At 63.4% G+C, this 10722-nt stretch carries 10 protein-coding genes; 2 read left to right on the top strand and 8 right to left on the bottom strand.

All coding sequences use genetic code 11. From position 1 onward, the window contains the following. Positions 1-47: 47 nt before the first annotated feature. The 4 genes from ABIB35_RS09520 to ABIB35_RS09535 form a co-directional block, all read right to left on the bottom strand. The gene (locus ABIB35_RS09520; protein WP_354180968.1) at positions 48-1862 is read right to left on the bottom strand and encodes an IucA/IucC family protein; all 1815 of its coding nucleotides are present in this window, start codon (positions 1860-1862) and stop codon (positions 48-50) included. A gap of 110 nt (positions 1863-1972) precedes the next feature. Next, positions 1973-2599: a GNAT family N-acetyltransferase gene (locus ABIB35_RS09525; RefSeq protein ID WP_354180877.1), complete on the bottom strand. Its 627-nt coding sequence runs from the start codon at positions 2597-2599 to the stop codon at positions 1973-1975. Next, a complete protein-coding gene (locus tag ABIB35_RS09530; RefSeq protein WP_354180879.1) occupies positions 2596-3978 on the bottom strand; it encodes a lysine N(6)-hydroxylase/L-ornithine N(5)-oxygenase family protein in 1383 nt (460 codons plus the stop codon). Before ABIB35_RS09530 ends, ABIB35_RS09525 begins: the two co-directional genes overlap by 4 nt. After that, on the bottom strand, positions 3975-5471 hold the full coding sequence (locus ABIB35_RS09535) for a pyridoxal phosphate-dependent decarboxylase family protein (protein WP_354180969.1): 1497 nt from the start codon (positions 5469-5471) through the stop codon (positions 3975-3977). The genes ABIB35_RS09530 and ABIB35_RS09535 overlap by 4 nt, the downstream gene beginning before the upstream one ends. 332 nt (positions 5472-5803) lie before the next feature. Here ABIB35_RS09535 and ABIB35_RS09540 point away from each other — a divergent pair, with 332 nt between their 5' ends. Beyond that, positions 5804-6274 (top strand): hypothetical protein, encoded by a 471-nt coding sequence (locus ABIB35_RS09540; protein WP_354180881.1) that lies wholly within the window; start codon positions 5804-5806, stop codon positions 6272-6274. An 82-nt stretch (positions 6275-6356) separates the two neighbouring features. Beyond that, the gene (locus ABIB35_RS09545) at positions 6357-6662 is read left to right on the top strand and encodes a hypothetical protein (protein ID WP_354180883.1); all 306 of its coding nucleotides are present in this window, start codon (positions 6357-6359) and stop codon (positions 6660-6662) included. A gap of 90 nt (positions 6663-6752) precedes the next feature. Here the strand turns inward: ABIB35_RS09545 and ABIB35_RS09550 are convergent, their stop codons facing one another. From ABIB35_RS09550 to ABIB35_RS09565, 4 genes are all read right to left on the bottom strand, one after another. Further along, complete coding sequence (locus tag ABIB35_RS09550; protein ID WP_354180885.1) at positions 6753-7682, bottom strand: NADP-dependent oxidoreductase; 930 nt, start codon at positions 7680-7682, stop codon at positions 6753-6755. Between the two features lie 63 nt (positions 7683-7745). Then, complete coding sequence (locus tag ABIB35_RS09555; protein ID WP_354180886.1) at positions 7746-8549, bottom strand: TspO-related membrane protein; 804 nt, start codon at positions 8547-8549, stop codon at positions 7746-7748. A gap of 484 nt (positions 8550-9033) precedes the next feature. Beyond that, entirely contained in the window at positions 9034-9939 is a 906-nt protein-coding gene (locus ABIB35_RS09560) for an RluA family pseudouridine synthase (RefSeq protein WP_354180971.1), read from the bottom strand. A gap of 61 nt (positions 9940-10000) precedes the next feature. Beyond that, positions 10001-10537 (bottom strand): MarR family winged helix-turn-helix transcriptional regulator, encoded by a 537-nt coding sequence (locus ABIB35_RS09565; RefSeq protein WP_354180888.1) that lies wholly within the window; start codon positions 10535-10537, stop codon positions 10001-10003. Positions 10538-10722: the final 185 nt, after the last annotated feature.

Here is a 10722-nt window from a genome sequence, read left to right on the forward strand (position 1 = left end):
AGCGGGTATCCCCATGGCCCCGGCCCCATGCCACGGGCCAGCGATGGTCAGCGCCGGAACCGGGCCAGCGGATTGTCCAGGCGGCCGGAGAACTGCAGTCCGCCGGACGGATCGCTCAGGTCCAGCATCTGCTGGTTGTTGCGCAGCTGCAACCGGTTCAGGCAGGACAGCGGAAAGTCCCGGGCGAAGAGGTCATGGGATGCGAACTCGCCAGCCAGTTCCGGATGCGAGTCCTGGTAGCCCAGCACCACAGCGGCCACGGTTTCCCAGAAGTGCTCGCCGGGCAGCTGCCCGTCCTCCTCCAACAGTGCGGCGAGGAACCGGAAGATGCAGTCGAACACATCGGTGAAGATGGACAAGACCTTTTCATCCTGTGGAATCTGCACGCGCACCCGCCCGCACTCGTCCGGCAGGGGAGCCCGGTTCCCCATGACCACTATTTCCTCAGCTATGTCCTTCATGATCATCCGCTGCACGGTCCCGTTCTTCAGGACCATGATCAGGTTCTCGCCGTGCGGCATGTAGGCCAGTTCGTAGGCGTAGAAGCTGTGCAGTAGCGGCACGAGGTACGCCTGCAGATACTGCTCCAGCCAGGCCCTTGCGGTTAGCCCTGACTGTTCGATCAGCGCCGAGGCGAGCGGACGACCGGCGGCGTCGGTATGCAGCAGCGAGGCCATGGTTGCCAGCTGCTCGCCCGGGGCCAGCAGCGTAATGGGGCTTTCCCGCCAAAGGGCCGAGAGCATCTTGCGGTACGGCGACCCTTTGGGTGCGCCGGCCTCAAAGTAGCGGTTCGTGTATCCGATGGCGGCCTTCTCGCGCAGAATGCTGAAGCCCGCGCGCTGGAGTGTCTCATCCTTCCGGACCAATCCGTCCAGCCAGTCGTTGATGGCGGGGGTGGCCAGCATGTATTCGGGGGAGAGACCGCGCATAAAGCCCATATTCACCACGGAGAGCGCCGTTTTTACGTAGCAGCGGCCCGTGTGCCCGCGGTTGAAGAAGGTGCGGATGGACTGCTGCGCCTGATAGATGTCAGCCCCGCTGCCCAGGTGCACGAGGTGGCCCTGCGCAATCTCTGCAGCGAACGTGATGGTCAGTTTGTTGGTCCACTGCCACGGGTGTACCGGCATGTACAGATACGTGGCGGCGTCAGCTCCACGCCTGGTCAGCAGGGCATCAAAGCCGGCGATGACGGCGGCGCCCAGTTCGCTCTCCAGATGGGCCCGATAGTCCAGGCCCGGGAGAGAGGTGAAGACAGCACGGTCGCGGCGGACGGCGATCCACTCCAGCTGAACCGGTGTGCCGGCCTCCGGTGCGTAGGCCAGATAATCGTCCGAGCCGAAGCCCAGCCGGCCGTTGTTGGCAACGAAGCAGGGATGACCTTCGGTCATTGACTTCTCCATGGCCTGGAAATCCGCAGCGGGATCCTGCCCGCCGGTGATTCCCCGGGCGAGCAGGTCCGACGTCGGCGCGCCGGGGGAGTTTTTGAAGGCATGCGAGGCCAGGGTGCTGCTGATTTCTTCCAGATACACCGGCAGCATCTGCTCGTTGATCCCCAGAGTGGTCGAGAGTTCCGTGATGAATACCAGGGCATCCAGGACGGTTTCACGGCCGGCGGCAAACCTGCGGATGCTCTGGGTCGGAATGGACCAATGGTCCAGGGCGAGCTTCCGGGCGTCGAAGCGGTACTCCGCACCGCCGTCGTCGGACAGCAGGCGGTAGGCGTTGGAGTCGGCCCGGGAGGTGGACACTGGGGAACCGGAGCTGCTGAGCGGTTCCGGCTGCAGGATCCGTTCGTGGGAAAACTCGGCCAGGGCCTTGCGGATCAAGTGCCGGTTCGCTGTGTCCCAGCGCTCCGGGGTCAGGTGTGCTGTGGCTGTGGTGGGGGAAGCGGGCGATAATTCCGGGGCTGTGGTGGGGGATCCGGTGCGGGCCGCGGCAGGGTCGACGGTAGTTGTGTCGGGAAGGGTGGTGGTCACTGGGCTGCTCCTGGTGCGGTGGCGGGGATGGTTGGGGCGTCGGAAGCGGTCAGGCGATCGGTAGGGGGTGCGGGAGCTAAGGCGGAACCCGGAGTATTTAGGCCCCGAAGTGCGCGGTGGTAATCCTCCCTGGTGCAAAAACTCAGCAGGGCTTCCTTGTCCGGAAGGGAAATGGTTCCCGCGGGCACAAAACCCATCCGGGCGTTCAGGGCCGCGATCTTGGCATTGCGCACATCCGGTTCCACCACGATTCGCTGCGTGCGTTCATGGGTGAAGAGGAAGTCCATGACGGACCGGAACACCTGCGTGGTGAAGCCGGGGCGTGGGCGTTCCGCCGGGCCCGCCAAAAGATGCATCCCCGTGTCTCCGGGCTGCACCGCATAGTGGCCGGACAGCGGAGAATGCGCGGGCGCATAGGACTCCATCAGGAACGCGGGCGATCCGTCGTCCAGTCCCAGCCACGCGTGATGGTGGGGATCTTCGGCAATACGGATGTATTCGGCCAGCACCGCGTCCTGCGGCGCATCGAGCATGCCCCAAAACCGGGCGTAGTCCCGGCGCATCCAGTCATGCAGCAGGGCTGCGTCGCGATCGGCGTCGACCGGCACAATCGTGAAGTTCATACGCTCGCCTCCGCACGCGCGGGGGTGAGGGCGGGGGCACCGGGGGGCTCGGACGCCCGAACGCCGGCAGCTTCAGGTGCCGGAACGCCGAACTCCTGGAAGGCGATGCTGCGCTCCACCGGATAGTGCTCCCGTCCGAGCATCTGCGCAATGATCACCGAATTTCGGTAGGCGGCCATCCCGAGGTCCGGGCTGACGAAGCCGTGGGTGTGCAGTTCGGCGTTCTGGACGAAGATCTCTCCCGGCGTGGTGCCGATTCCGTAGTTCCGGTCAACATCGAACCGTCCGGCGGCATCCCGCCGGACGCGCCCGCTGATCCCGGCCAGGAACTCCGGTTCACGGTAGGCATAGCCGGTGCCCAGGACGACGGCGTCGGTCTCCAGCAGGTGCCCGCGGTCCTGTTCGCCGTGGTGCAGCCTGAGGGTGTGGCTGTCCGTCTCCGGGTGGTACCGGGCGTCGAGGAGCTCCATGTGGGTGAGGAGCCGGGTGCGGGGCTCTCCGTCAAGGCTGAGGGCATATAGGGCGTCATAGATGTCATTGATGAGGTCTGAATCGATGCCCTTGTAGAGGTTCTTCTGGGTGGCCACGAGCCGGTCACGGGTCGCTTCCGGCAAGTCGTGGAAGTAGTCCACGTATTCCGGAGACGTCATTTCCAGGGTCAGCTTGGTGTATTCCAACGGGAAGAAGCGCCCCGAACGGGTGACCCAGTTCAACTCGTAGCCGCGGGAGGGCAGATCCTGCAGCAGATCTAAATAGATCTCAGCGGCGCTCTGGCCGCTGCCAACCACCGTGATGCTGGACCGTGCCTGCAATTCGGTTTTTCGGTCCAGATAATCGGCGTTGTGCAGTACCAGGCCGCCCGCTCCGGTGATGGTGCGCGCCGCTTCGGGGACATGCGGCTGGGTGCCGGTTCCCAGGACCAACCGGCGTCCGCGGTGGACCTTCCGTCCCTGCGGGCCAACAGTATGCACTGAGTACACGCCGTCGTTGTACCGGACGTCCTTCACACGCTCGCCGAAGTGCACGTTGGGCAGTGCATCAGCGACCCACTGGCAGTAGGCATTGAATTCGGCCCGCAGCGGGTAGAAGTTCTCCCGGATGTAAAAGCGGTAGATGCGCCCGGTCTGCTTCAGAAAGTTCAGGAACGAATACGGCGACATCGGATCCGCCAGCGTCACCAGATCCGCCATAAACGGAACCTGGAGGTGGGCGGTGTCCAGCATCATCCCCGGATGCCAGTCGAAGCCGGGCCGCGCGTCAACGAACACCAGATCCAGGTCGGCGATCGGATCGGTGAGGGCGGCCAGCCCCAGATTGAAGGGGCCGACGCCGATGCCTACTGCGTCGTGAACGTGCGTCATGTCTGCTGCGGGGCTCATCGGGCCACCCCGGCCACAGTGGCCTTACCCGCCAGATAGTTTGCTCCGGCCGCGCGTATCAGCGCGAGGATCTCCATGATGTCCGCCAGAGTGGTCTCTGCATTGAGCAGGGTGAACTTCAGATAGTGGTGTTCGGCCAGTTTTGTTCCTGCCACCACCGCCTCGCCGGAGGCGAAGAGTGCTTTGCGGATGTGCTGGTTGAGGGCATCTGCTGTTGCTTCGTCGATTCCCGCCGGGCGGTAGCGGAACACCAAGGTGCTGAGCTGCGCCGGGGCTGCGAGGTCAAAATCAGGATCATCGGCCAGCATGCCGGAAACATCGGCAGCCAGGTCCACGACGGCGTCCAGGAGGAGACCAATTCCGTCGGCACCCATCAGTCGCAGGGTGAGCCACAGCTTCAGCGCGTCAAACCGCCGCGTCGTCTGGAGGCTCTTATCGACCTGATTTGGGATCAGCTCCCGGGCGGCGCTTTCCGGATTGAGATAGTCCGCGTAGTAGGTGACGTGCCCCAGCATCGCGGCGTCGCGCACCAGCAGGGCACTGGAGGAGACCGGCTGGAAGAATGTCTTGTGATAGTCCACGGTGACCGAATCTGCGGCGCCGACCCCCGTGAGCAGGTGGCGGTGCCGCATCGAGGTGATGAGCCCGCCCCCGTAAGCCGCGTCTACGTGCAGCCAGGTGTCATGTTCACGGGCGAGGGCAGCGGCAGCCGGCAGTGGATCAATGCTGCCAAAGTCCGTAGTGCCAGCGGTGGCCACGATGGCCATGGGTGTTTCGCCGCGCGCACTGCTGATGTCCAGTGCCGTCCGCAGGGCCTCCGGATCCATGCGGCGGAGCGAATCGCAGGGCACCGGCACAACGGCGTCGTACCCCAGGCCCAGAAGCGAGGCCGACTTGGCAATGCTGAAGTGGCTTGCCTCGGATGTGAAGATACGCAGGCCGTCCAGGAGAGCCGGCAGGCGTTGACCTTCGCATCGCGGATCCAGGCGCAGCTTGGCCACTGCGTGATTGCGGGCGATCAGGAGGCCCTGAAGATTGGATGCGGTTCCGCCGCTGGTAAACACTCCATCGGCACGGCCGCCCAGCCCCAGCCTATCCGCCGTCCATCGAATCAGCCGCCGCTCGATCAGGGTTGCTCCGGCGCTTTGGTCCCACGTGTCCAAAGAGGAATTGACCGCGGATAGAATCGCTTCCCCGACGAGTGCCGGGATCACCACCGGACAGTTCAGGTGCGCCGCGTATTTGGTGTCGTGGAAATAGACGGCATCCTTCAAATACACCCCGGCAAGTTCCTCCAGCGCCGCTGCCAAGGTTGGCAGCGGCGCCTGGAGGTCGATGGCATCCACCACCGGTGCCAGCTGAGCCGGAGTGGCCCCCGAAAAAGGTTTGGCCGTTCCCGCGATAGTTTCGGCAACAAGATTCACGCCCTGGACGACGTCGGCGGCGTAGCGTTCGGCGGTCCGTGCCGTGAGCAGCTGGCCGGTGGCCGCCATCTCCTGTTCGACCTGCGATGCCAAGCCGGGGTGCGCGTCTGTGTGGTGCAGCAAGGTCACTGCGACTCCCTCGTTATATTTCATATTGGTAACTGAGGTAAGCCTTACTTAGGCTTACCTTTACGTCAAACTAATATGACGTAATTGGTTCGGCATCCGACATGTCGCGAAAATTCGCTAGTATTTCCGCCCTGTGCCACCTCCGGTTGTTCCCTGCCGATGACCCGGGTGGTGCTCAACGTGCAACATCAGTAGGCTTACTAATGAGGATCTGCCGATTTTCGGTCCCAACCGGAGCCTCGGCAGCAGACGCAAACGGAAAGGCAGAGTAGATGGACGAGCAGAGCATTCCCGACCCGGAGCTGGGCGATGACCCCGTGTTGGCCGATGTTGCAGATGTTGTGACTCCGGATGAAGTCTCAGAAATACCGCTGAATGACTTGACCGACGCTGATGACCTGAGCAGCGTCGATGAATTCCTCGACCCGGAAGGCCTGGGTTACCCGGGAGCAGCGGAGGACAACCCGGAGCGCTGGCAGGAGGACCCGCTGGTCAATGAAGAGCCGCTTATGGGCGAACCCGGAACTCTTTCTGACCAGACGCTGAGGGACGAAACGGCGGAAGAGCGCTATGAAGCGGGTGACTCCCAAATCCCGCCTGAGGTACCGACTATCGGGGAGGCGGCGAACGACGTTGACTTCGACGACCCCACTGCGGCGGATGAAGAAGACGCCAGCGACGATCCGGCTCATCTGGGCGGAGATCCCCTAGCGGATTTCGACCCGGAAGAGCGCGGGCTCTAGCCGCACAGAGCGCAGGACTTCAGTAGCCACCGACCTGAAAGCTGTGGCGGGAAGAGTCACTGGGACCGTCTAACCTGTTCTCATGCCTTCTTTTCGAGCCCAGCTGAACATCACGGGGCTGAAGCCCGGAACGGTGCCCGAAGCCGTGATGGACACAGCTGTTGCCGCGTTGGCTGCCAGCCATCACGTCGAAGCCAACCAGCTGGACGTAGTCTCCGGGATTCCGCGGATCACACTGCGGTTCATGGTTCCGGACAACGAATGGTCGCTGGAAAACTCCCAGGCGTTGCGGGCTGCAGCAAATATGCGCCATGCCGTGGAGGACATTGCTGAAGCGGAGCGGCTGCGGGTCCTCCGGCGGCAGCGGGGTAGATGGGTTCCGCTCTAAGAACGTGGGCTCCGGCTCGCAGCGAGGTCGGTCGGCCAGCCGCCGGCTGACCTCGGCGACGATTTATCCGGCCGGAACCACCCGTCCCGGCTAGAAGACCAGCACCAGCCGGCCGCGTACTCCGCCGGCCTCCAGCCTGCGGTGGGCTTCCTGTGCTTTTTCCGCCGGTATCCGGTCCGCAACACGCAGCGTCAACGTTCCCTCCTCGACGAGGCGCCGCAGCGCATCCAGCTTTGCGCCGGAGAGATATTCGTCCCGCACCGCGATCGGATGCACCGTTATACCCCTTCCGGGATCCTGCTGCCACCAGCGATAGGTGGCAAAACCGCCGTCGTTCTTTACTGCCGGTACAGCTCTTTCATTCATGACAGCGGCGTCGGCAAGGGCGTCCACTCCGGCCGGGAAAAACTCCCGGATCCGCTCAGCGACGTTGTGGCCCCGTTCCACGATGTAGTCCGGGCCCAGCCCCGTGACCAGCGCACGGTCCTTTTCCGCGGCGTCCGCTACGACCACCAGGCCCGCATGTTTGGCCAGCTGCACGAGGTAATTACCCAAGGTGCCGGCGGCTCCCATCACGGCCAGCGACTGGCCCGGCTGCAGGTTCAGCTTTTCCAGTGTCTGAACGGCCGTCAGCCCGTTCATAGGCAGCGTTGATGCTTCTGCGAAATCCATCCCGGCGGGGATATGGGCCAGAGAACCTGCAGGGGCCACCAGATACTCCTTGTAGGCGCCCTGATGCTCACCCAGGGGCAGAGCGATGGCCATGACCCTGTCTCCCACCCGCCAGCCGGTGGACTCATCCGCCTCGTCGATAATCCCCGCAGCATCCATGCCCGGGACGGCGGGGAGTTTGAGGGATCCCTTGCCCTGTCCTCCGGCGCGAAGGACGGTATCGGTTGGACTCACGGCCGCGGCCATGACCCGGATGCGCACTTCGCCCTTCCCTGCGTGGGGGTCGGGAACATCCAGTACGGCAAGGGCCTCGGGACCGCCGAACTTCTCCACTGCGATGATCTTCATACCCGGCGGCAACCACCGCAGCTGCCGCGGTATTCCTCAGCGTTAGGCGATTCCCGGGGGCCCCTACGCGCTGGCCAGCTCAGCGGGGTCCGGTTGGCTGCGCCCGCCGTTTCTCCGCTCGTTGCGTCGGCGTTCATGATCCACCTGGTGTCGGCGGGATCCTGCGGATACCAGGACCAGGAAGGCGGCCACCGCTGCCCCCACCCCGATGCCGATGGAGTCCGGAGCCCCGGTTAACCGTTCGACGGCCACGCAGCACAGCCCCCAGACGATGGCCAACGCCACCGACAGGTGTCCGCGGTCAGTCATGCAGATCATGGTAGTTCCCACCATGACCGTAATAAGACCAACCAGTGCCCACACGGTGCCGCCCCAGCCGGCAAGATCCGCTTCCGATCTGGTGAGGAGGAAACCGATGATGGTCACCAGGGAAAGAACGCCTGCGGCCAGTGAAAGTCCGAGGGGTACGTCAGTCAGGATTCCTTCCATACTGGACGACGGCGGGCGAAGATTCATGCTGTGAACGGCCACCAGGCCCACAGTAATTTGGGCTGCCGCGACGGCCAGGAGCACACCGCTGCTCCCCGAGGCGACTGTCAGCAACCAAGCGAAGGCCAAGATCTGGGACGCGAGTATGAGCCAGCCGAAACGTTCGTGTCGTGGATTTGAACGCTGTCGGGGAAGCCATTGGTAAAGGGCATATCCCAGCCATCCTGCCATCGCCGGCACCCACAACCACCACATCAGGGCGGACGGCGCTAAAAGTGAACCGGCGGAGCCGAGAATTGCATCAGAACCACGGTCCACGAAGGCGCCGTCGGCACGCGACTGGACAATCGTGATCCCTGCAGCCGCTGCGGCTGCCACTGAAACCGCGCTACGGCGGATCAGATCAACAGGTATCTCATTGTCTTGGAGCCACCGGAATTTCAGCTGACTCTTGACCGCGTTTTGGGCAATTTCGGAGCCGGCGGACTCTGAACCCGGGCGTTCGTCTACGACGGAGTCCGGCCCGCCGGGTCCAGACTCGGGCCTGGTCTCTGGACCTGATTCGGCCGATTCGGGCCGGCATTGGGTATCAGATGGTTTCGACGGCGGAATCATCAGGGTCCTTCCCCTGCCGGAGCGTATCCGAAGCCGCTGCCCCGGACGTTTCAACCACCCTACCCATTGACAAAGCTAAACGGCATAGGTTAATCGCCCTAATTGACCTTGCCCCTAATTGACCTTGCCCCCAGTTGAGTCGCGCTCAGTCGACCCCGCTTCCGTTGACCTCGCTTCAGTTGGCTCGGCTCAGTTGGCCCCGCTGCTGCCGGGCCTGCTGCTCCTGGAGGACGTTGCCGCTGCCCGGCTATACCCCGGGGGCGAAGGCCAGGGAGAGGCCGCTGCGGTAGTGAACAGGCTGCCTGGTCAAAGGGTCAACAAATTCCACGGATCGAGCGAGCAGCTGCAGCGGACGGTCATAGTCGTCCGGTGCCTGCGGCAGCAACTCGGGATAGAAGGAATCGTTCAGGATGCCGATTCCCAGCGATGCCATGTGTACCCGCAGCTGGTGTGTTTTGCCGGTGTGGGGCTGGAGGCGGTAGCGGCCCACGCCGTCGTGCTCTTCCAGAAGCTCAACACGGGTTTCCGCATTCGGTTCCCCCTCCACCTCCTGCGCCAGCAGGTAGGTCCGGGACTTGATCATGCGGCTGCGGACAATCCGGGGGAGCTCCAGATCGCTGCGAACGGGGGCAACGGCCTCGTATTCCTTGGTGATGCGGCGCTTTTCAAACAGCGTCTGATACGTGCCGCGGGTTTGCGGGTTGGTGGAAAACAGCAGCACTCCGGCGGTCATCCGGTCCAGGCGGTGCATCGGAATCAGGTCGGGATTCTCCAGCTGCACCCGCAGACGGACTAGCGCCGATTCGGCCACATACATGCCGCCGGGCGTGGTGGGCAGGAAATGGGGTTTGTCGACGACGAGCAGGTTTTCGTCCTGGTGGAGGATGTTGATTTCCACCGGTAGCCGCTGCTCCGGGGGCAATTCCCGGTAGTACCAGATGAAGGTGTGCTCGTGAAGGGGAGTTTTCTGGGTCAGGGGAGTGCCTCCCAGCCCAACCACCTCGCCCCGCGCGAACCTATCCACGATCCCCTCCGGATCGACGTGGCCAAACCGGGACAGGACGTAGTCCATGGCTGTCTCCCAGGGTCCTTCAACCGGCAGCCGAAGGCGGGTTGCGTTCACGCCGTTGCGTACGGGAAGAGGAGATTGCATCACCCTTCCAGAGTACCGAGGTCGTGGAGGACCAACGGACAGGGGGAGGGGAACGCGAGGGTCAGGACGGCCCGGCCAACGGTGGACCCTGCTGCGGCACTGCTGGCTCTTTCTCCACCGTTTCTCGTAGCAGATGAAGAAAACGGGTCACTACCTCGGCTTCCTCAGGGCTAAGGGACGAGGCGACCTCCATCATTCGCTCGTGGAGCCTGCCCAGAGTCTCGTGGAGTTCGGCGTTCGATTTGTCTGTCGGAATCAGTTTCAGCGCCCGACGGTCGGTGGGATGAAGCTGTCTTTGGACATGTCCGCTGCTGACCAGGCGGTCGATTAGTGCGGTGGTGGAAGCGGTGGAAATTGAAAGCAGACGGCTCAGGTCTGTTGGGCCCAGAGGGTTTCCATGCTGATGAGCGTGCATCACATGACGCAGCGCCAGCATGTCCTTCTCGTTGATATTCATGTGGTCGCGGATCCGACTGCGCATTTCCAGCTCCGCAGCGCGATAATCCCTCAGCGCTTCGAGCGTAGCCTTCGCGGGCTTCTGTCCCGGCGCGCCCGGGTACCAGTAGCTGGCGACTCCTGAGACGGTGGGTGGGCACATGCCGCCTATTCTAGCGGCCCGCAGCAACCACCTTGCCGAGAAGACACACAGCCTTAAAGACTCAAATGCTATGCAGAGACACACCTGCGGCAGAGATGCTCTTATCCTCGGCAACAAATTGCCGAGGATAAGCCCCGGCATATTGAGATCGGCCCGGCCATGTGGGCCGCAGCCCGGGGTAAGCT

This window comes from Arthrobacter sp. UYP6, from assembly GCF_040547315.1.
GTDB lineage: Bacteria > Actinomycetota > Actinomycetes > Actinomycetales > Micrococcaceae > Arthrobacter_B.

What these genes read in the sequence shown, in the direction of transcription:
- ABIB35_RS09540 (WP_354180881.1), top strand. Translation starts at nt 5,804, where the DNA reads ATGGACGAGCAGAGCATTCCCGACCCGGAGCTGGGCGATGACCCCGTG.
- ABIB35_RS09535 (WP_354180969.1), bottom strand. Translation starts at nt 5,471, where the DNA reads ATGGCGGCCACCGGCCAGCTGCTCACGGCACGGACCGCCGAACGCTAC.
- ABIB35_RS09525 (WP_354180877.1), bottom strand. Translation starts at nt 2,599, where the DNA reads ATGAACTTCACGATTGTGCCGGTCGACGCCGATCGCGACGCAGCCCTG.
- ABIB35_RS09550 (WP_354180885.1), bottom strand. Translation starts at nt 7,682, where the DNA reads ATGAAGATCATCGCAGTGGAGAAGTTCGGCGGTCCCGAGGCCCTTGCC.
- ABIB35_RS09565 (WP_354180888.1), bottom strand. Translation starts at nt 10,537, where the DNA reads ATGTGCCCACCCACCGTCTCAGGAGTCGCCAGCTACTGGTACCCGGGC.
- ABIB35_RS09560 (WP_354180971.1), bottom strand. Translation starts at nt 9,939, where the DNA reads ATGCAATCTCCTCTTCCCGTACGCAACGGCGTGAACGCAACCCGCCTT.
- ABIB35_RS09530 (WP_354180879.1), bottom strand. Translation starts at nt 3,978, where the DNA reads ATGAGCCCCGCAGCAGACATGACGCACGTTCACGACGCAGTAGGCATC.
- ABIB35_RS09545 (WP_354180883.1), top strand. Translation starts at nt 6,357, where the DNA reads ATGCCTTCTTTTCGAGCCCAGCTGAACATCACGGGGCTGAAGCCCGGA.